This window comes from Glycomyces rhizosphaerae (assembly GCF_042647865.1).
GTDB lineage: Bacteria > Actinomycetota > Actinomycetes > Mycobacteriales > Micromonosporaceae > Glycomyces > Glycomyces rhizosphaerae.
On record NZ_JBHRWO010000014.1, the window covers coordinates 18,632 to 37,491 of the forward strand.

At 68.9% G+C, this 18,860-nt stretch carries 20 protein-coding genes; 12 read left to right on the forward strand and 8 right to left on the reverse strand.

Features of this window, described 5'->3' with window-relative positions; genetic code table 11:
* Positions 1–75: 75 nt before the first annotated feature.
* Complete coding sequence (locus ACFO8M_RS16905; protein ID WP_387977681.1) at positions 76–633, reverse strand: hypothetical protein; 558 nt, start codon at positions 631–633, stop codon at positions 76–78.
* A 104-nt stretch (positions 634–737) separates the two neighbouring features.
* A complete protein-coding gene (locus ACFO8M_RS16910) occupies positions 738–1,712 on the reverse strand; it encodes a COX15/CtaA family protein (RefSeq protein ID WP_387977683.1) in 975 nt (324 codons plus the stop codon).
* 165 nt (positions 1,713–1,877) lie between these two features.
* On the opposite strand from ACFO8M_RS16910, the gene ACFO8M_RS16915 reads away from it, so the two are divergent.
* From ACFO8M_RS16915 to ACFO8M_RS16955, 9 genes are read left to right on the forward strand one after another with little or no spacing between them, the layout of a single operon-like run.
* The gene (locus ACFO8M_RS16915) at positions 1,878–2,612 is read left to right on the forward strand and encodes a helix-turn-helix transcriptional regulator (protein ID WP_387977685.1); all 735 of its coding nucleotides are present in this window, start codon (positions 1,878–1,880) and stop codon (positions 2,610–2,612) included.
* Between the two features lie 27 nt (positions 2,613–2,639).
* Positions 2,640–4,073: a Fe-S cluster assembly protein SufB gene (sufB, locus tag ACFO8M_RS16920; protein WP_387977687.1), complete on the forward strand. Its 1,434-nt coding sequence runs from the start codon at positions 2,640–2,642 to the stop codon at positions 4,071–4,073.
* A gap of 34 nt (positions 4,074–4,107) precedes the next feature.
* Positions 4,108–5,316, forward strand: a complete 1,209-nt coding sequence (sufD, locus tag ACFO8M_RS16925) for a Fe-S cluster assembly protein SufD (protein WP_387977689.1) — start codon at positions 4,108–4,110, stop codon at positions 5,314–5,316.
* Positions 5,317–5,655, forward strand: coding sequence for a non-heme iron oxygenase ferredoxin subunit (locus ACFO8M_RS16930; RefSeq protein ID WP_270109809.1), 339 nt, complete (start codon positions 5,317–5,319; stop codon positions 5,653–5,655). It abuts the gene before it with no gap.
* Positions 5,656–5,666: 11 nt separating this feature from the next.
* Positions 5,667–6,428 carry a Fe-S cluster assembly ATPase SufC gene (sufC, locus tag ACFO8M_RS16935; protein WP_387977691.1) on the forward strand — a complete coding sequence of 254 codons (762 nt, stop codon included), beginning with the start codon at positions 5,667–5,669 and terminating at the stop codon, positions 6,426–6,428.
* Positions 6,429–6,448: 20 nt separating this feature from the next.
* Positions 6,449–7,717, forward strand: coding sequence for a cysteine desulfurase (locus ACFO8M_RS16940; RefSeq protein WP_387977693.1), 1,269 nt, complete (start codon positions 6,449–6,451; stop codon positions 7,715–7,717).
* Positions 7,717–8,175, forward strand: coding sequence for a Fe-S cluster assembly sulfur transfer protein SufU (gene sufU / locus ACFO8M_RS16945; protein WP_387977695.1), 459 nt, complete (start codon positions 7,717–7,719; stop codon positions 8,173–8,175). The genes ACFO8M_RS16940 and sufU overlap by 1 nt, the downstream gene beginning before the upstream one ends.
* Positions 8,172–8,510, forward strand: coding sequence for a metal-sulfur cluster assembly factor (locus tag ACFO8M_RS16950; protein WP_387977697.1), 339 nt, complete (start codon positions 8,172–8,174; stop codon positions 8,508–8,510). The genes sufU and ACFO8M_RS16950 overlap by 4 nt, the downstream gene beginning before the upstream one ends.
* Before the next feature lie 3 nt (positions 8,511–8,513).
* Entirely contained in the window at positions 8,514–9,167 is a 654-nt protein-coding gene (locus tag ACFO8M_RS16955) for an acVLRF1 family peptidyl-tRNA hydrolase (RefSeq protein ID WP_387977698.1), read from the forward strand.
* Positions 9,168–9,183: 16 nt separating this feature from the next.
* On the opposite strand, the gene ACFO8M_RS16960 is transcribed toward ACFO8M_RS16955, so the two are convergent.
* From ACFO8M_RS16960 to ACFO8M_RS16985, 6 genes are all read right to left on the reverse strand, one after another.
* On the reverse strand, positions 9,184–9,873 hold the full coding sequence (locus ACFO8M_RS16960; protein ID WP_387977700.1) for an aspartate/glutamate racemase family protein: 690 nt from the start codon (positions 9,871–9,873) through the stop codon (positions 9,184–9,186).
* 53 nt (positions 9,874–9,926) lie between these two features.
* Positions 9,927–10,541 carry an NADPH-dependent F420 reductase gene (locus ACFO8M_RS16965; protein ID WP_387977702.1) on the reverse strand — a complete coding sequence of 205 codons (615 nt, stop codon included), beginning with the start codon at positions 10,539–10,541 and terminating at the stop codon, positions 9,927–9,929.
* Positions 10,542–10,573: 32 nt separating this feature from the next.
* Positions 10,574–12,181: an MDR family MFS transporter gene (locus tag ACFO8M_RS16970; RefSeq protein ID WP_387977704.1), complete on the reverse strand. Its 1,608-nt coding sequence runs from the start codon at positions 12,179–12,181 to the stop codon at positions 10,574–10,576.
* Positions 12,182–12,242: 61 nt separating this feature from the next.
* Positions 12,243–14,150, reverse strand: coding sequence for a beta-galactosidase (locus tag ACFO8M_RS16975; RefSeq protein ID WP_387977706.1), 1,908 nt, complete (start codon positions 14,148–14,150; stop codon positions 12,243–12,245).
* Between the two features lie 182 nt (positions 14,151–14,332).
* A complete protein-coding gene (locus tag ACFO8M_RS16980) occupies positions 14,333–15,049 on the reverse strand; it encodes a type 1 glutamine amidotransferase (RefSeq protein WP_387977800.1) in 717 nt (238 codons plus the stop codon).
* A 25-nt stretch (positions 15,050–15,074) separates the two neighbouring features.
* A complete protein-coding gene (locus ACFO8M_RS16985; RefSeq protein ID WP_387977708.1) occupies positions 15,075–16,319 on the reverse strand; it encodes a Mur ligase family protein in 1,245 nt (414 codons plus the stop codon).
* Positions 16,320–16,871: 552 nt separating this feature from the next.
* Between ACFO8M_RS16985 and mraZ the strand changes: the two genes are divergently transcribed.
* The 3 genes from mraZ to ACFO8M_RS17000 are packed head-to-tail and all read left to right on the forward strand — an operon-like array spanning position 16,872 to position 18,858.
* Positions 16,872–17,303, forward strand: a complete 432-nt coding sequence (gene mraZ / locus ACFO8M_RS16990) for a division/cell wall cluster transcriptional repressor MraZ (protein ID WP_270123649.1) — start codon at positions 16,872–16,874, stop codon at positions 17,301–17,303.
* Between the two features lie 17 nt (positions 17,304–17,320).
* Positions 17,321–18,289 carry a 16S rRNA (cytosine(1402)-N(4))-methyltransferase RsmH gene (gene rsmH, locus ACFO8M_RS16995; protein WP_387977710.1) on the forward strand — a complete coding sequence of 323 codons (969 nt, stop codon included), beginning with the start codon at positions 17,321–17,323 and terminating at the stop codon, positions 18,287–18,289.
* Positions 18,286–18,858 carry a hypothetical protein gene (locus tag ACFO8M_RS17000; RefSeq protein WP_387977712.1) on the forward strand — a complete coding sequence of 191 codons (573 nt, stop codon included), beginning with the start codon at positions 18,286–18,288 and terminating at the stop codon, positions 18,856–18,858. The genes rsmH and ACFO8M_RS17000 overlap by 4 nt, the downstream gene beginning before the upstream one ends.
* Positions 18,859–18,860 lie beyond the last annotated feature (2 nt).

Here is an 18,860-nt window from a genome sequence, read left to right on the forward strand (position 1 = left end):
CCCTGAAACCACAAGAGCGCCAGTAAAACCGAACGCGGCCCCGGGCAAAAGCCCGGGGCCGCAACTGCTTTCGGCTCATTCGCCGCGAGGCCTCCGCGTGATCGCGGCGATCATGAGCGAGCCGAAGAACAGTGCGATGAGCCCGACGAACGCTGCGATTCCCATCCATCCGACCGGGTTCAAGCTGCCGTTGGCGAGGTCCTCGAAGAACACGCCCAGCGTATGGTTCCGGGGGCCGAAGCCGCTTTCGGCGACACCGAACATGGTGAACGAGTAGGCCGCGTACACACCGGTCCCGAGCGCGGTCACCCAGGCCAGGGTGTTGACCTTCAGCCGAGCCCTCGCACTGCCCGAGCGAAGCGGTGCCAGCCATTTGGCGCCGGCCGCGATCAGCAGGATCGTGGCGGTCAGCGGCAGCCAGATCGGAGTGGTGACGAGCGCCCACTCCCAGGCCAGCAGGTCCCACGGATTGCCCTCGTTGGGGTCGTCGAAGTCGTAGACGGTCGCGATCGCGTAGTGCACGATCCCGAGCCCCACCACGACCGCACCCAGGACCATGAGCCCGCGCAACCAGCGAGCGGCGGTCAGATCCCGGTCGCCCGCTTGCGATAGCCCGGATTCGATTGCTGCCATTGAAGTTCGGCCCTTTGTTCGCGGAACGGAGAAGACGCAGAGAATACGCCGCTCACGCTCGCCCCGGTTGCTTCGAGACTTCGCCGATCGACCGGCGAACCGGGTCAGGCGACCGGTTCGGGTTCGATGATGCGGTCGCCTTCGCGGTCGCCGTGGATCTCGTAGTGGAGGGGCACCGCGTGAACGTGCGGCTCGCGCTTCCGCAAGCTGAAGGGGACCGCGACCGCCGAGACCCAGAGGACGCCGGCGCCGAGCATGTGGAGGCCGACCAGGAGCTCCGGCAGGCCCAGGTAGTACTGCGTGTAGCCGATGACCCCCTGCAGAAGCTCGACCGCGAGCAGGGCGTAGGCCACGCGCTTGGCCGATTCCGGGGCCTTCACCGCGTGCAGTGCCGCGATCAGGGCCACGGTCATCCCGAGCAGGAGCCACACCAGGTCGGCGTGGAGCTGGGACATCAGTGCCGGGTCCATGCCGTTGCGCGGGGTGTCCGCGTCGCCCGCGTGGGGGCCCGATCCGGTCACGACCACGCCGAGCACGATCACGGCCGCCGCGACCGCCACAAGGCCCCGTCCGAGCACTTGGACCGCACGCGGTACCAGTGGCACCACCTCGCCGTCCGGCTCGCCCGAGCGCACGTACAGCGCCACCGAGAGCGCCACCAGCGGGATCGAGGCCAGGAAGTGCAGCCCCACGATCCACGGGTTCAGATTCGTCCAGACGGTGACGCCGCCGATGATCGCCTGCGCGGGCACGTACAGCAGCCCCGCCGCGGCGAGCTTCACCAGGGACGTCCGGCGCGGGATCCGCAGCCAGGCCGCCAGGAGCGCGCCCACCGCGACGGCGATGAGCAGGAACGTCAGCACCCGGTTCCCGAACTCGATGACCCCGTAGATCCCCATCTCAGGGGTCGCCACCAGGGAATCGGTCGTGCACGTCGGCCATTCGGGGCAGCCCAGGCCCGATTCGGTCAGGCGCACCGCGCCGCCGGTCACGATGATGCCGACGTTCGCGATCACGCTCGCGAGCGCCCACCGGCGCACCGCGCCCGGCCTGCCAAACCACCGCTGCAACAGGTTCACCGCGCGAATCTAACCCCCGCAGGCAGAACTGTTTTTCTCCGGGTCTCGCAGTGTGGGCTGGAGCGGCGCAAGAGGATTGTGAGGTTAGGCAAACCTGCGTGCCCCGTCTCACCGTCAGCCATCTCGACGTGCCGCAGCGAATTAAGTAACATTTACCTTGTGGAAATGGTGACGAGGGCTATCAGCCACTCGACGGACGGGGACACCCGCCGTCGAGTGACCAGGTTGCTGCTCGAACGCGGCCACGCCACGGCCGCCGAGCTCGCAGCAGCTCTCGGCATCACCGCCACCGCCACCCGCCGCCATCTCGACGTGATGGAAGCCGAAGGCCAGGTCGAGACCCGCGTGGTCAAGACCGCCGGACGCGGAAGGCCCGCGAAGAGCTACCAGCTCACGCCCGCCGCCCGCACCAACAACCTCGGCCACACCTACGACGACCTGGCGATGGAGGCACTGCGCTGGATCCGCCGCTTCGAAGGCGAGGACGCCGTAGGCGGCTTCGCCGCCGAGCAGGTCGCGCGCTTGGAGGCCCGTTGCCGGGCCGCCATGGACGCGGTCGACTCGGACGACCCGATGGCGCGCGCTCAGGCGCTGGCGTCCGCCATGTCGGGCGAGGGCTACGCCGCAACGGCGTCGGTCATCGCCTCGGGCGGGCAGATCTGCCAGCATCACTGCCCGGTGGCGGGCGTGGCCGCGGAGTTCCCGCAGCTGTGCGAGGCGGAGACCAGGGTGATCAGCCGCCTGCTGGGCGTTCACGTCCAGCGCCTGGCGACGATCGCCAACGGGGACGGGGTGTGCACCACCCACGTGCCCGGCACGAATCGCGGCCTCCGGGCCGCGACAGCAGGCGAAGGAGGCGGCCCGGTGCCGCTGCCCGATCCTGAACGCGCAGACCGATAACCCGACAGGTCAAAGGTGAGACTTGAGATGACCGACACGCAGAAGCCCGAGCCGCTCAGCCAGGAAGAGGCCCTCGCCTCCCTGGAGCGGTACGAGTACGGCTGGGCCGACTCCGACGCCGCCGGCGAAAACGCGCGCCGCGGGCTGACCGAACAGGTCGTCCGCGACATCTCCGCGCGCAAGGCCGAACCCGAATGGATGCTCGACCTGCGCCTGAAGGGCCTCAAGCTCTTCGGCCGCAAGCCCATGCCCAACTGGGGCGCCGACCTGTCCGGCATCGACTTCGACAACATCAAGTACTACGTCGAGGCGTCCGAGAAGCAGGCCGAGTCCTGGGAGGATCTGCCCGAGGACATCAAGAAGACCTACGACAAGCTGGGCATCCCCGAGGCCGAGCGCCAGCAGCTCGTCTCCGGCGTGGCCGCCCAGTACGAGTCCACGGTGCTCTACCACTCCATCCGCGAGGACCTGGAGCAGCAGGGCGTCGTCTTCATGGACACCGACACCGGCCTGCGCGAGCACCCGGAGATCTTCAAGGAGTACTTCGGCTCCGTGATCCCGGTGGGCGACAACAAGTTCGCCGCGCTCAACACCGCCACCTGGTCCGGCGGCTCGTTCATCTACGTGCCCAAGGGCGTCCACGTCGACATCCCGCTCCAGGCCTACTTCCGGATCAACACCGAGAACATGGGCCAGTTCGAGCGCACGCTGATCATCGCCGACGAGGGCTCGTTCGTGCACTACATCGAGGGCTGCACCGCCCCGGTGTACTCCTCGGACTCGCTGCACTCCGCGGTCGTGGAGATCATCGTCAAGAAGGACGCCCGCGTCCGCTACACGACCATCCAGAACTGGTCGTCCAACGTCTACAACCTGGTCACCAAGCGCGCCATCGCCGAGCAGGGCGCGACCATGGAATGGGTCGACGGCAACCTCGGCTCCAAGGTCACCATGAAGTACCCGGCCGTGGTCATGGTCGGCGAGCACGCCAAGGGCGAGGTCCTCTCGGTCGCGATGGCCGGCGCCGGCCAGCACCAGGACACCGGCGCGAAGATGACCCACGCCGCGCCGCACACCTCCTCGACGATCGTCTCCAAGTCGATCTCGCGCGGCGGCGGCCGCACCTCGTACCGCGGTCTGGTCAAGGTCGACGAGGGCTCCCACCACTCGAAGTCCACGGTCAAGTGCGACGCGCTGCTGGTCGACACCGTCTCGCGCTCCGACACCTACCCGTACGTCGACATCCGCGAGGACGACGTCGACATGGGCCACGAGGCCACCGTGTCCAAGATCGGCGAGGACCAGATGTTCTACCTCATGAGCCGCGGTCTCACCGAGGACGAGGCGGCTGCGATGATCGTGCGCGGCTTCATCGAGCCCATCGCCAAGGAACTCCCGATGGAGTACGCCCTGGAACTCAACCGCCTGATCGAGCTCCAGATGGAAGGCGCCGTCGGTTAGTCGGCCCGGCTAGGACTAGGAAACCAGAGATTTTATGAGCATCGAATTGGCAGTCGCCAAGCCGCACACCCACGGCGTCGGCGAGGCGCCCCCGAAGACCAAGTCGCAGCTGCTGCGCTCCTACGAGCCCGCGGACTTCCCGGCCCTCACCGGCCGGGAAGAGGACTGGCGCTTCACGCCCGTCAAGCGCCTCGCCGGGCTCGACAGCCTCGAGACCGCCCCGGCGGTCAAGGCCGCCGAGTACGCGATCCGCAGCCTGCCCGAAGGGGTCACCGCCGAAGCCGTCGGCAAGGACGACAAGCGCCTGGGCTCCATCCTCAAGCCCTTCGACCGGCCCAGCGCCATCGCATGGGCCAAGAGCGAGAAGGCCCTGCTCGTCGCCGTCGCGCCCGAAGCGCAGGTCACCGAGCCGGTCTGGATCGACGTGACCGGCGGCGGCCTCGACGGCGCCACCTGGGCCCACACCTTCATCGAGGTCGGCCACCACGCCGACGTCACCTTGATCGTGCGGCACACCGGCCTGGCCCGCCTCGGCGACAACGTGGAGATCTCGGTCGGCGACGGCGCGCACCTGCGCCTGGTCGTCGTGGCCGAATGGGACCGCGAGTCCACCCACGTCGAGCACCAGAAGGCCCGCCTCGGCCGCGACGCCAAACTCGACCACATCGCCGTCACGCTCGGCGGCGACCTGGTCCGCCAGTACCTGTCGGTCGACTACGCCGCCCAGGGCGGCTCCGTGGACGCCTTCGGCCTCTACTTCGCCGACGCCGGCCAGCACCTGGAGCAGCGCCAGCTCGTGGACCACGCGGTCCCCGACTGCCGCTCCAACGTGAACTACCGCGGCGCCCTCCAAGGCGACGGCGCGCACACCGTGTGGATCGGCGACGTCCTCATCCAGGACGCGGCCACCGGCACGGACACCTACGAGATCAACCGGAACCTCGTGCTCTCCGACGGCGCCCGCGCCGACTCCGTGCCGAACCTCGAGATCGAGACCGGCGAGATCGTCGGCGCCGGCCACGCCTCGACCACCGGGCGCTTCGACGAGGAGCACCTGTTCTACCTCCAGTCGAGGGGCATTCCCGAAGCGGAGGCCCGCCGCCTGGTCGTCAAGGGCTTCTTCAACGAGATCGTCCAGAAGATCCCCGACGAGGGCCTGCGCGAAGAGCTCACCGAGCTCGTCGTCGCGCGCCTCGACGCCGGAAAGTTCCTCGCACCCGCGGATGTCGAGGCCGGTGCGTAAATGACCGACAACGACTTCCTGCGCGTATGCGCGCTCGACGAACTGCCGGAGGGCGAGGCCATCGCGGCCGACATCCACGGCACGTCGATCGTGCTCGTACGCAAAGGCGACGAAGCCTTCGCCCTCTACGACGAGTGCTCCCACGCAGCCGTGGCGCTCTCCGAGGGCGACGTCGAGGACTGCTCGATCGAATGCTGGCTGCACGGGTCGACCTTCGACCTGCGCACCGGCAAGCCGTCCGGGCCGCCCGCCACGACCGCGGTCGCGACCTATCCGATCGAGATCCGCGACGGCGACGTCTATCTCAGCCTGAAGCCCAAGACCACCGAAAACGCCTGAAGGAAACAGTTATGAGCAAGCTCGAGATCCGCGACCTGCACGTCTCGGTCAACACCGACGAGGGCGCCAAGCCGATCCTGCACGGCGTCGACCTGACCATCAGCTCCGGCGAGACCCACGCCATCATGGGCCCCAACGGCTCCGGCAAGTCGACCCTGGCCTACTCGCTGGCCGGTCACCCGAAGTACGAGATCACCTCCGGCTCCGTCCTGCTCGACGGCGAGGACGTCCTCGCGATGACCGTCGACGAGCGCGCCCGCGCCGGCCTCTTCCTCGCCATGCAGTACCCGGTCGAGGTCCCCGGCGTCTCGGTCTCCAACTTCCTCCGCACCGCCAAGACCGCGGTCGACGGCGAGGCCCCCAAGATCCGCACCTGGATGAAGGACCTCAAAGGCGCCATGGCCGAGCTGAAGATGGACGAGGCGTTCATCAACCGCAACGTCAACGAGGGGTTCTCCGGCGGCGAGAAGAAGCGCCATGAGATTCTTCAGATGGAGCTGCTCAAGCCCAAGATGGCCATCCTCGACGAGACCGACTCCGGCCTCGACGTCGACGCCCTCCGCATCGTCTCCGAGGGCATCAACCACGCCAAGGCCACGAGCAACCCCGGCGTCCTGCTCATCACGCATTACACGCGCATCCTGCGGTACGTGAAGCCCGACTTCGTCCACGTCTTCGTCGACGGCAAGATCGCCGAAGAGGGCGGGCCCGAACTCGCCGACAAACTCGAAGCCGAAGGCTACGAGTCCTACGTCGGCGCGAAGGCCGCCTAGCCAAAAGGAAGAAGGAGCCCGTGGAGCCTGCAAGCAAGCTCGACGTCGAGGCCATCCGCGCCGACTTCCCGATCCTGCGCCGCAGGATCGGGGACAAGACGCTGGCCTACCTCGACTCGGCCGCGACCTCGCAGAAGCCCGTCCAGGTCGTCGAGGCCATGCGCCGCTTCACCGAGCACTCGAACGCGAACATCTCGCGCTCGGTCCACACGCTCGGTTCCGAGGCCACCGTGGCCTACGAGGGCGCCCGCGCCCGCGTCGCCGAGTTCATCGGGGCCGGGAACCCGAACGAAGTGGTGTTCACCAAGAACTCCACCGAGTCGATCAACCTGATGGCCTACGCGTTCCAGAACGCCGCCTTCGACCCGTCCGCCGACTCGCGCTTCAAGCTCGGCCCCGGCGACGAGGTCGTGGTGACCGAGATGGAGCACCACGCCAACCTCATCCCCTGGCAGCAGCTCTGCCTGCGGACCGGCGCGACGCTCAAGTGGATCGGCATCACCGACGCCGGGCGCCTCGACATCGAGAACCTCAACGACGTCATCACCGAACGCACGAAGGTCATCTCGTTCGTGCACGTCGCGAACCTGCTGGGCACGGTCAACCCGACCTCGCAGATCACCGCCCGCGCCCGCGAGGTCGGCGCCCTGGTCGGCCTCGACGCCTCCCAGTCCGTCCCGCACATTCCCGTGGACGTGGCCGAGCTCGGCGTCGACTTCATCGCCTTCACCGGACACAAGATGCTCGGCCCGACCGGCATCGGCGTCCTGTGGGCGAAGGCCGAACTGCTCGACGCGATGCCGCCGTTCCTCACCGGTGGCTCGATGATCGAGACCGTCACCATGGAGCGCACCACCTTCGCCAAGGCCCCGGCCAAGTTCGAGGCCGGCACGCCGCCGATCGCCGAGGCCGTGGGCCTCGCCGCCGCGATCGACTACCTCGACAAGCTCGGCATGGCGAACGTGCGCGCGCACGAGAAGGAACTCGCCGCCTACATGATCGAGCAGCTCGAGGGCGTCGAGGGCCTCAAGATCATCGGCCCGCGCGTCCCGATCGGGCGCAGCGCCACCGTCTCGTTCACATTCGCGGACATCCACCCGCACGACGTCGGGCAGATCCTCGACGCCGAGGGCATCGCCGTCCGAGTCGGCCACCACTGCGCCAAACCCACCTGCGCGCGCTTCGGCGTCAACGCCACCACGCGCGCCTCCGGGTACATCTACAACACCCACGAGGAAATAGACCGGCTCGTGGAGGCGTTGGGCCAGGTGCGAAAGGTGTTCGGCTGATGAATCTCGACGAGCTGTACCAGGAAGTCATCCTGGACCACTACAAGCGCCCGCGCGGCGCGGGTCTGCGCGAACCCTTCGAGGGCGAGTCGCACCAGGTCAACCCGACCTGCGGCGACGAGATCACCCTCAGGGTCCACGTGGAGGGCGACAAGGTCGCCGACGTCTCCTACGACAACGTCGGCTGCTCGATCTCCAAGGCCTCCGCCTCCGTGATGTACGAACTGGTCAACGGCACTACGGTGGACGACGCGCTGGCGAAGCTGGCCGAGTTCACCGAGCTGATGAACTCGAAGGGCCAGAGCGAGGGCGATGAGGAGTCTCTCGAGGACGCCATCGCGTTCGCGGGCGTCTCGAAGTACCCGATGCGCGTCAAATGCGCGCTGCTGGGCTGGATGGCGTTCAAGGACGCGCTAGTCCGCGCTGAAGCCTCGATCCCCGGAAGGACCGACGCATGACCGACACTGTGAAGGCGAAAGAGGATGACATCCTCGAAGCCATGAAAGACGTGGTCGACCCCGAGCTGGGCATCAACGTCGTCGACCTCGGCCTGATCTACGGCGTGCACGTCGACGAGCAGAACGTGGTCACCCTCGACATGACCCTGACCTCGGCGGCCTGCCCGCTGACGGATGTCATCGAGGACCAGTCCCGCTCCGCGCTGACCAGCGGTCCTGAGGGCGGCCTCGCCGCCGACCTCAAGATCAACTGGGTGTGGATCCCGCCGTGGGGCCCGGACAAGATCACCGACGACGGCCGCGACCAGCTTCGCGCCTTGGGCTTTAACGTCTAAATGGTGAAGATCCGCCCCGCCTCAGGCGGCGGCAAGATAGTCGAGGTCGAACCCGAACGGCTCCCCAGGTGGGTCGCGAACTTCGCCGAACGCAACGGCGGCATCGCGAACCACCACGCCGAATGCGACGCCTGGACGATCGAATCGAACGAGGGAACGTCGGCCAGTGTCACGTGGACACTGGCCGACGGCCTACCCGCCGACTGGCTCCTGGACGACGACCCCCTGAAGGCCGCCGAGCACCTGCGTGATTACGCGCTGGAACCCCGCCGCATCGCGGTCCTGTTGGCACGCAAGGGCGCGTACTCGGTCGGCATCCTCGCGGACGGCCGTGTCGAAGTCTCGAAGACCGACACCGCCTACGTACAAGGCACGACCAAGGCCGGCGGCCAGTCCCAGCAGCGGTTCGCACGCCGCCGCGAAGGCCAGGCGAAGGCGGCCGAGAAGCGCGCCCGGGACGCGGTCTTCGCCGTCCTCGGCAATGCCGAATTCGACGCCCTGATCACCGGCGGCCCGGTCGAGGGCATCCTCGAAGACCCCCGCCTCGCGAAGCTGCACCCGGCCGTCCACTTCGGTGACATCGCCGAGCCGAAGCAGGCCTTGCTGACCGAAACCGCCTACCGCGCCATCGGGTTCCGGATCACCCTCCCCAACTGACCGGCTTCCGCAACGGTCAGTCCAGCGCGAGACCGACGAGGCGCTCGGCGTGGATCCGGGTCGAGTCGAAGACCGGGACGGGGCTGTCGGCGGCGCTGACGAGCAGCGGGATCTCGGTGCAGCCGAAGATGATCCCCGCGGCGCCGCGCTCGGCGAGGCGCGCCATGCCGCGTCGGTAGACCTCACGCGATTCCTCGCGCAAGACACCGAGGGTCAGTTCCCCGTAAATGATGTCGTGGACCGCGGCTCGCTCCTCGGCGGGCGGGACCAGCACCTCGACGCCCAGTTCGGCCATGCGGTCCTTGTAGAAGTCCATCTCCATCGTGTACCGGGTGCCGAGCAGCCCGACGCGAGTGATCCCGGCGGCTTTGACGGCGTCGGCCGTGACGTCCACCAGGTGCACGAACGGCACTGAGATCGCCGCCGTGACCGGTTCGGCGACCACGTGCATCGTGTTGGCGCACAAGGCGACCATGGCGGCTCCGGCCCGCTCGAGCGCGGCGGCGGCCTCGGCCAGGGTCTTGGCCGCGCCCTCCCAGTCGCCGGCCTGCTGGAAGGCGACGATCTCGTCGAAGTCGACGGTGACCATGACGCTCTTGGCGTTGTGCTGGCCGCCGAGGCGGGCCGCGGCGGCCTCGTTGATGAGCCGGTAGTACTCCGCGGACGCCTGCCAGGACATCCCGCCGATCAATCCGATGGTGCGCATCGCCCCATTGTCCATCGCCGAAGGGGGCCGTGCCCCTCCTGTGTCCGTCGGCGTCAGGCCGCGAAGGTCAAGGCCGTGGACCAGTTGCCCTGGATCTCGCCCTGGACCTTCATGTGGAGCAGCTGGATGGCCTCCAGCGCGGCGGCGTGCTTGCGGTCTCCCACGTCGATGGGGCGCAGTTCCGCGTCCGTGCAGAGCCCGGCGACCAGCTTGCGCGCCTCCGCTTCGTCACCCGCGATGAACACGTCGAGCTGACCGGTCTTCGCCAACCGCGAAGCGAACGTGGTGTTGAAGGCCTTGACGACCTTCGCTCCCGGTGCGGCCTCGGCGATCTCGTCGGCCGCGGACTTCCCGGGCGGGGTGACGAGCCTGTCGAAGGTGTCGTAGTCGACCGGGTTGCAGATGTCGATGACGATCTTCCCTACGAGCTGGTCGGCCCACAGTCGCGCGATCTCCTTGCTGCCCTCGTACGGCAGGGCCAGGACGATCACCTCGGCGCCCGCGGCGCTGTCCAGCGGTTCACCGACGGCGTTGGCGCCCAGGTCTTCTGCGAGGTCGGCGGCCTGGTCGGGCTCGCGGGCGGCGATGCGCACCCGGTGCCCGCCGCGCACCAGCCGCAGGCCGATGCCCCGGGCCATGTCGCCCGTGCCGACGATCAGTACTTCCATCGTTCCTCCTATATTCCAGATTGGACAGATGGCTACGGCAGGGTGTCGGCCCGGATCTCGTGGGCCGCGGTGTCGGGGTCGTCGCGGCGCTGCTCGGTGCCGCCGCGCAGGACCAGGTTCGGCAGGAACAGGGTCAGAATGATCGAGACGGCCGTGATGCAGGCGGCCACGAGGAAGACGTCGTCGAGGCCGTCGGTGAAGGCCAGCTGCACCACCGACCTGATCGGGTCGGGCAGGGCCGCGATCGCGGTGGGGGACTCGGTGATCGCCGAGAGGTCGCCGGCGTCGAAACCGGCTGCCTGCTCTGGCGTCAACTGGTTGATCGCGGCCGGCAGGTTCGCCTCGAGCTCACTGTCGAGTGTGGCGTTCATGACCGCACCGAGGACGCTGGTGCCGATCGCGCCGCCGAGGGTCCGCGCGAACGTGTTGGTGCTCGTGGCCACCCCCAGGTCCTCCATCGTCACGATGTTCTGCATCGCGAGCACCAAGGGCTGCATGAACAGGCCCATGCCCAGGCCGAGCACCGCCATGTAGACCGAGCTCAGCCACAGCGGGGTGTCCAGGTGCAGCTGGGTGAACAGGGTCAGCCCGAACGTGGTGACGATCGAACCGCCCACGAGGAACCACTTGTACCGCCCCGCCTTCGAAATGAGGAGGCCCGAGAGGATCGAGGTGATCACGATGCCGCCCATCATCGGGAGCATGAGCAGGCCCGACTCGGTGGGGGAGTAGCCGCGCACCATCTGGAAGAACAGCGGGATGTAGACGATCCCGGCGAACATCGCGATGCCGAAGACGAGCGCGATCACCGCCGCGAGGCTGAACGTGCCCTGCTTGAACATCCGCAGCGGCAGCAGCGGCTCCTCCGCGCGGGTCTCGACCCGGATGAACAGGACCGCGAGCACTGCGGCGGCGGCGAGCAGCCCGATGACGACCGGCGAGGACCACGCGTAGTCCTGTCCGCCCCAGGTGATCGCGAGCAGCAGGCAGACGATCGCGGGGACCAGGAGTCCGGCCCCGAGGTAGTCGACCTTGTGCAGGCGGGTCGGGATCGGGTGCTTGCGCAGGACCGCGTTGACGGCGATGAGGGCGACCAGGCCGGTGGGCAGGTTGATGTAGAAGATCCAGCGCCAGTCCACTTCGGCGAGCCAGCCGCCCAGGACCGGGCCCGCCACCGATGAGAGCGCGAAGACCGCGCCGAACAGGCCTTGGTACTTGCCGCGTTCGCGGGGCGGCAGCACGTCGGAGACGATCGTGAACGCCAGCGTCATGAGGCCGCCCGCGCCGACGCCCTGGAGGCCCCGGAACAGGATGAGCTGCAGCATGGTCTGCGAGAGTCCGGCGAGGGCGGAGGCGATCAGGAAGATCGCGATGGCCAGCAGGATGATCGGCCGGCGCCCGTAGAGGTCGGAGAGCTTGCCGTACAGCGGGGTCGAGGCGGCGGTGGCGATGAGGTACGCGGTGACGACCCACGTGTACTCGTCCATGCCGTCGAGGTCGCCGACGATCGTGGGGAGCGCGGTGCCGACGATGGTCTGGTCGAGCGCGGCGAGGAACACGGTCAGCATCAGGGCCCCGAAGAGGGTGAACAGCTCGCCCCGTTCGAGCCGCTGCCCGGTCCACGCGGTCTCGTCGCTCATGCCGCTGAGCGTATGGCCCGCCTCCGCGGAGGCGGGCCGAAACTCCTCATTCGGGCCGGTGTCAGAGGTTTCTGTCGACGGCCCAGGAGCCGGCGGGGACGATCACGCGCCCGACCTGCTCCTCTTTGTCGTTGTGGTTGACGATGAACCGCCACTGGCCGCGGTCGATCACGTCGAGGCCGGGGCGGCCCGGGCCGGAGAGGCCGAGCTCCTCGAACAGGCGGTCCCAGGCCTCGTCCACAAGCTTGCAGGAGACGTACCAGGCCTCGCCCTCGCCGAAGGGGTTGACGGTGACGGCGGGCTGGTTCTCGATGACGTCGCCTGTCGCATACTGGGTGACGCATTGGGCGCCGCGCAGTTCGACGAGTTCGCAGAAGCGCTCGGCGGCCCCGAAGTTCCACAGGGCGCGCAGTTCCCCGGCGGGCTGCGGCAGGTGCTCGGTGACGCGGATGCCGAACATGTCGGTCATGCCGCCGAGGTACCCCTCGAGCCACACCTGGCAGTGCTCGTCGACGGCGCCGGTGAGGTAGGAGGCGACGAGGCGGCCGCCGCCGGCGGTGAACCAGCGGAGGTTCTCGGCGGCGGCCCGGCTGAGCACGTACGTGGTCGGCGCGATCACCGTCTTGTACTTCGAGAGGTTCCCCTCCGGGGCGACGAAGTCGGCGACGACGCCGCGGTCGCGCAGGACCCGGTGGATCTGGGAGACGTTATCCAGGTAGTCGATCGGCCCGGGCAGGTGCTGGTTCGCGGTGGCCCACCAGGAGTCGGGGCTCCACAGGATCGCGACGTCGGTCTTGACGCGGTGCTTGGTCGTGTGCGCGATGTTCCGGAGCGATTCGCCGAGCGCGGCGACCTCGCGGAACATGCGGGTGTTCTTGCCCGCGTGGGGCAGCATCGCCGAGTGCCACTGCTCGGCGCCGCCGCGTCCGGCGCGCCACTGGAAGAACATGGCGCCCTTGGAGCCGCGGCTGATGTGGATCATCGAGTGGCGGGCCATGCGGCCGGGGGACTTGGCGATCGAGCCGTCCTTGGAGTGGATGTGCGCGGCGGCCTGCTCCATGAGGAGCCAGTCCTTGCCGCCGGCCCAGGACCGCGAGAGGTCGGCGTGGAAGGCGCTCTGCTGCTCGGCGCGCTCGTCGGGCGCCGACGGGTAGGAGTCGAACGCCACGAGGTCCACTTGCCCGGCCCACTTCCAGTGGTCGACCGGGACCCATTGGCCGAACACGAAGTTCGTGGTGATCGGGATCTCCGGGTTCGCGGCGCGGAGGACCTTGCGCTGGGAGATGTAGTGCTTGAGCATCGCGTCCGACGTGAAGCGCTTGAAGTCGAGCTCGTGCGCGGGGTTCGCGAGGTACTGGGTCGCGCGGGGCGCGAGGATCTGCTCCCAGTCGCTGTAGTGCTGACTCCAGAACGAGCCCCACCAAGCGGCGTTGAGCGCGTCGAGGGTCCCGTACTTCTCCTCCAGCCAAGCGCGGAAGGCCTTCTCGGCGTGCACGGAGTAGGTCGCCGTGCCGTATTCGTTGTGGACGTGCCACATCGCCAGGGCCGGGTGGTTCGCGTACCGCTCGGCGAGCTTCTCGGCGATCCGCACCGACGCCTTGCGGTAGGCGGGCGCGCAGATGTCGTACGTGTCGCGCGAGCCGTGGACCTGCTTGGTCCCGTCGGGACGGGTGCCGACCGCGCCCGGGTACTTGAGGGTGAACCACGGCGGCGGCGAGGCGGTCGGGGTGGCGAGGTTGACGCGGATGCCCCCGGCGTAGAGCTTGCCGAGGACCGTGTCGAGCCAGCCGAAGTCGTACTCTTCTTCGCGCGGTTCCAGTCTCGCCCAAGAGAAGACGCCGACGGAGACGAGGTTGACCCCCGCCTCGCGCATGAGCATGACGTCGTCGTCCCAGACTTCTTCGGGCCACTGCTCGGGGTTGTAGTCGCCGCCGTAGCTCAAGCCGCTGACGCCTTTGGGCCAGTCCATGGGGGTCTCCTCGCGCGCATTGCAGAGGCACGGCGCAGGGCCGTGCGGGGGGCTGCGTTAATTCGAACGACAGGGGTTAGTTGTCTGTCAAAACTAACTGTATCCGGGTGGTTGCGCCAGCCTAATGCGAGTGTGCGACACGTTCGGCGGCGCTACTGCACCACAATGCCACGAAACGGCCGCTACTGCGCGGCCGTCAGCGCCTGGAAGCGCTCGGCGCGCAGCCGCTCGGGCCAGGTGTCGTCCATCGGCGGCAGCTGCGCCGGGTTGACCCCGATCGCCCACGCCAGCAGCAGGTCCGCGAGCCTCGGGTTCCGCGCGAGCCCCGGGCCGTGCATGTACGTGCCGATCACGTGCCCGGCCCAGGCCCCCTCGGTCGTACCGTCGTTGCCGACGCCGGCCGTGACGCGCGCGAGCGGCTGGACCGCCTCGCCCAGGTGCGTGCGCCCGCCGTGGTTCTCGAACCCGGTGATCGGGCCGATGCCCAGCTGCGGCGCGGTCTCCCCCGCGATCTCGCCCACCGCGCGCGACGGGCCGCGGTCCGAACGCAGGTCGAGGATGTTCAGACCGGCGTAGGCGCGGCCGTTGGCGTAGAAGGACTCGCCGAGCAGCTGGTACCCGGCGCAGATCGCCAGTATCGGCTTCCCGGCCTCGGCCGCCCGGCCCAGCGCGCCGTCGTCGAGGAGGCGCTCGGCCGCGACGGCCTGCGGGCCGTCCTCGCCGCCGCCGATGAGGTACATGTCCGCGGTGTGCGGGATGCGCTGGTCGCTGCGGACCTGCATCGGCTCCACGTCGATGCCGCGGGCGCGGGCCCGGTGGGCCAGCACCAGCAGGTTCCCCCGGTCGCCGTAGGTCGACAGGAGGTCGGGGTAGAGCCAGACGATGCGCAGGGTGCTCATGGCCACGGTGGGACGCTCTCTCTCGCTAGTTGACCCGGTTGAATTCGGCGCGGATGTCCTGGAAGGCCGTGTAGTTCGCGACGACCTCCACCGGACCCGGCGGCACCGCCGCGATCGCGGCCTTGATGTCGTCGACCACGATGAAGTCGACCCCGTCGACCTCCAGGCGCACGGCCAGGTCGGTGCGGCGGTCGCCCGTCACGACCACCTTGCGGCCCGCGAGCGAGGTGAAGTCCACGTCGTAGATCCACGAGGTGTCGAAACCGTCCACCTCGCGGGCGTTCAGCGACAGGACCACCGGCGGGTTCGGCTCGATCATGTCGAACGACTCGAGCCACCCGGCCGGGTTCTTCGCCAGCAGCAGCCGCAGCTGGCGGCCCTCGCGCTCGACCTTCGCGTACCGGCCGGCCACCGAGGCGACCTCCGACAGGCGCGGCGCGGCCTGGCCCGGGTCGACGCCGAACAGGCTCGCGATCGCCAGCGCGGTGGCGGCGTTCGCGCGGTTCACGCGGCCCGGGAGCTGCAGGTTCAGCTCGTAGCGGCGCCCGTCAGGGCCTACGACGGCCTCGCCGGTCTGCGCCACCGACCACTGCGGGCTGGGCCGGTTGAGGCCGCAGTTGGTGCAGCGCCAGAACTCGCCGAAGCGGTCCAGGTGCGAGCCGCAGTTGGGGCAGATCGCCGAGTCGGCCGTCCAGCTCTGGCCCGCCGCGACCCACACCACGCGCGGGCACACCGAGGCGGCCCACACGATGAGCGGGTCGTCCGCGTTGGCGACGATCGTCGACTGGCCGGCCGAGGTCTGCAGGGTCTGGCGCCACTTCGCGGCGAGCGCCGTGACCTCCATGGCCCGGTCGAGCTGGTCGCGCGAGAGGTTCAGCAGGGCCACGACCTTCGGGTTCGCCGCGTCCAGCAGCTGCCCCAGGTAGTGCTCGTCGCATTCGAGCGCGGCGTACTCCGCCTTGGGCGCCTTCGCGAGCGCGGTCGTGTGCCCCGTCGGCATGTTCGCGCCGAACGAGTTCGTGGCGACCTTCCCGATCGCCTCGATCGCGGCCGTGGTGAAGCGGGTGGTCGTGGTCTTGCCGTTCGTGCCCGAGATGAGCACGACGTGCCGTCCCTCGGCGAGCAGTTCCAGGAGCCTCGGCTCGACGATCAACCCGACGCGCCCGCCGATAACCGACCCGTCGCCCCGGCCAGTGGCCCGCGAGAGCGCGGCCGCGGTCTTGAGGAGCGTGGTGGCGAATTTCGCGCGTGGGGTCAGATTCGCGCTCATGCGGGCTCTCGCTTTCAGCTGGACCGGAATCGACGGCATTTCTCAACGACTATGCAGAAGAGTTTGTCACATGCGCACCGGAACCCGTGATCAGTGGCGGCAGTGCGTGAGCTGGATCCGGCAACGCAACCCGAGGCAGCGATGAACGCCGATGCGCACCCCGCGCCCGGCAGCGGCGACGCTCCGGAACCTCCTCCACTCCCCACCACCGCTCACTCCACAGTGATCGCACCGGCGCGCACCGTGCCCGCGTTCGTCGCCGTCCGTGCGCGGTCCGTCGCGTGATCGCGGGTTCGCTTGGGCCCCTTGGCACCCGCGCGAGTGAAAACTGAGTGAAACTCGCCTTAGGGCGCACGTGTTGCGCAACCGTCACTCCACTGTCCTCCACCAACTCTGACCAGCCCTTTCGCCGCGCCCACCACGAATGTCGCGGAGAAACAACCCCCAAGGGTGGGGGAGAGTGGAGTAAGGTGGGGCGCAATGGTGGGGCCATTGCTCCGCCGACGCGGTCGGAGCGGCCGCGCAGCCTGAGAGTCACGGGGGGTGGCGCCGATGTTCCTCGGCACCCACAACCCGCGCCTCGACGACAAGGGCCGCGTCATCCTCCCCGCGAAGTTCAGGGAAGGACTGGCGGAAGGAGTCGTCATCACCAAGGGCCAGGAACGCTGCCTGTACGTGTTCCCCGAAGCGGAGTTCACGCGCATCGCCGAAGCGCTCCAGCAGGCCCCCATGTCGAGCAAGACCGCCCGCGCCTACAGCCGGGTGTTCTTCGCCTCGGCCCACGACGAGGTCCCCGACAAGCAGGGCCGCGTCACCATCCCCCCGCGGCTTCGCGAGTACGCCGGGCTCGACCGCGACCTCGCGGTCATCGGCGCCTCGAACCGCGTGGAGATCTGGAACACCCAGACCTGGGACGACTACCTGGAGGCCTCGGAAGAGGCCTTCGCCGACATCGAAGAGGGCGACCTGCCCGAAGGACTGTAGAGAAGGAGGTGAGCGGAATGAACGCGCCGCACATCCCGGTAATGCTGCAAGAAGTGCTCGACTACCTCGCGCCCGCGGCCTCGCGCCCCGGAGCGCTGTACGTCGACGCCACCCTCGGCGCCGGCGGCCACACCGAGGCCATGCTGACCGCCCACCCCGGACTCACCGTCATCGGCGTCGACCGCGACCCGACCGCCCTCGAACTCGCCTCCAAGCGCCTCGCCGGCTTCGGCGAGCGGTTCATCCCGGCCCGGGCCGTCTACGACGAGATCCCGGAAGTCCTGGAGGAGCACGGCTTCAAGCAGCTCGACGCGGTCCTGTTCGACCTCGGCGTCTCCTCGATGCAGCTCGACCAGGCCGACCGCGGCTTCGCCTACAGCCAGGACGCGCGGCTCGACATGCGCATGAACCCCGACGACCCGCTCACCGCCGAGATCGTCGTGAACACCTACGAGCCGGGCGACCTCGTGCGCATCCTGCGCGAGTACGGCGAGGAGAAGTTCGCGACCCGCGTGGTGAGCGCGATCGTCAAGGCCCGTGCCAAGGCCCCGATCACCTCCAGCAGCGCGCTGGCGGACCTGGTCCGGGACGCCATCCCGGCCGCGGCCCGCCGCACCGGCGGCAACCCGGCGAAGCGGACGTTCCAGGCCCTGCGCATCGAGGTCAACGGCGAGCTCGAGACTTGGGAGCGCGCGCTGCCCGCCGCGCTCGATCGTCTAGCCCCCGGCGGCCGCGTCGTCGTCCTCTCCTACCACTCACTCGAAGACCGCATCACCAAGCAGGAGCTGGCCCGGCGTGCCACCTCCACCAGCCCGGTCGGCCTCCCGGTCGACCTCCCCGGAACCGAGCCCACCTTTCGACTCCTTACGAAGAAGGCCCAGCAACCGACCCAGACCGAACTCGACCGCAATCCGCGCGCGGCGCCCGCCCGGCTCCGCGCGGCGGAACGCATCGCACCGTCCACAGGACCAGGAGGCGCAACATGAGCGACCAGTACCGTCGCGCTCAAGCCGACCCCGAGGAGATCATCAGGGCCGCCCGTCGGCGGGCCCGCGCCGCGTCTTCGCGTCGCCGTGGCCTCGTGGGCGACGCCGATGAATCCTCGCCTGTGTTCGAGGGCAACCTCGCCGTCCAGCCCGCGACCGTGCCGGTCGAGGCGCCGCCGGTGGAGGCCCCCGCCGCGCCGCAGCGCGAGACGGTGGTGCTGCCGCGCACCCGGACCGAGACGAAGGCCAAGCCCGCGCCCGAGCCGGTGGAGGTGCCGCGCCCGGCGTTCGTCGGCGGCATCCTCGCGCTCGTGGTCGCCGGCATCTTCGGCCTGCTCGTGCTGAACACGGTCATCAACGAGGACGCCTACCGGCTGCAGGAGCTGCGGGTCCAGGCGGGCGAGCTCGACCAGACCGAGCAGGCGCTCGCGGACGAACTCTCGAACCTGAACGCGCCGAACAACCTCGAGGCTGAGGCTTTGAAGTACGGCATGGTGCACCCGGAGAAGGTGACCTTCCTGTACCTGCCCGGCGGCGAGACCGTCGAGGTGCCCTGGAACGAAGAGTAAGG

Excerpts from the sequence above, each read along its gene's own strand:
- ACFO8M_RS16975 (WP_387977706.1), bottom strand. The coding sequence starts at position 14,150 with ATGGACTGGCCCAAAGGCGTCAGCGGCTTGAGCTACGGCGGCGACTAC.
- ACFO8M_RS16905 (WP_387977681.1), bottom strand. The coding sequence starts at position 633 with ATGGCAGCAATCGAATCCGGGCTATCGCAAGCGGGCGACCGGGATCTG.
- ACFO8M_RS16970 (WP_387977704.1), bottom strand. The coding sequence starts at position 12,181 with ATGAGCGACGAGACCGCGTGGACCGGGCAGCGGCTCGAACGGGGCGAG.
- ACFO8M_RS16965 (WP_387977702.1), bottom strand. The coding sequence starts at position 10,541 with ATGGAAGTACTGATCGTCGGCACGGGCGACATGGCCCGGGGCATCGGC.
- ACFO8M_RS16950 (WP_387977697.1), top strand. The coding sequence starts at position 8,172 with ATGACCGACACTGTGAAGGCGAAAGAGGATGACATCCTCGAAGCCATG.
- rsmH (WP_387977710.1), top strand. The coding sequence starts at position 17,321 with ATGAACGCGCCGCACATCCCGGTAATGCTGCAAGAAGTGCTCGACTAC.
- sufB (WP_387977687.1), top strand. The coding sequence starts at position 2,640 with ATGACCGACACGCAGAAGCCCGAGCCGCTCAGCCAGGAAGAGGCCCTC.
- sufC (WP_387977691.1), top strand. The coding sequence starts at position 5,667 with ATGAGCAAGCTCGAGATCCGCGACCTGCACGTCTCGGTCAACACCGAC.
- sufD (WP_387977689.1), top strand. The coding sequence starts at position 4,108 with ATGAGCATCGAATTGGCAGTCGCCAAGCCGCACACCCACGGCGTCGGC.
- ACFO8M_RS16960 (WP_387977700.1), bottom strand. The coding sequence starts at position 9,873 with ATGCGCACCATCGGATTGATCGGCGGGATGTCCTGGCAGGCGTCCGCG.
- ACFO8M_RS16915 (WP_387977685.1), top strand. The coding sequence starts at position 1,878 with ATGGTGACGAGGGCTATCAGCCACTCGACGGACGGGGACACCCGCCGT.
- sufU (WP_387977695.1), top strand. The coding sequence starts at position 7,717 with ATGAATCTCGACGAGCTGTACCAGGAAGTCATCCTGGACCACTACAAG.
- ACFO8M_RS17000 (WP_387977712.1), top strand. The coding sequence starts at position 18,286 with ATGAGCGACCAGTACCGTCGCGCTCAAGCCGACCCCGAGGAGATCATC.
- ACFO8M_RS16930 (WP_270109809.1), top strand. The coding sequence starts at position 5,317 with ATGACCGACAACGACTTCCTGCGCGTATGCGCGCTCGACGAACTGCCG.
- ACFO8M_RS16980 (WP_387977800.1), bottom strand. The coding sequence starts at position 15,049 with ATGAGCACCCTGCGCATCGTCTGGCTCTACCCCGACCTCCTGTCGACC.
- mraZ (WP_270123649.1), top strand. The coding sequence starts at position 16,872 with ATGTTCCTCGGCACCCACAACCCGCGCCTCGACGACAAGGGCCGCGTC.
- ACFO8M_RS16985 (WP_387977708.1), bottom strand. The coding sequence starts at position 16,319 with ATGAGCGCGAATCTGACCCCACGCGCGAAATTCGCCACCACGCTCCTC.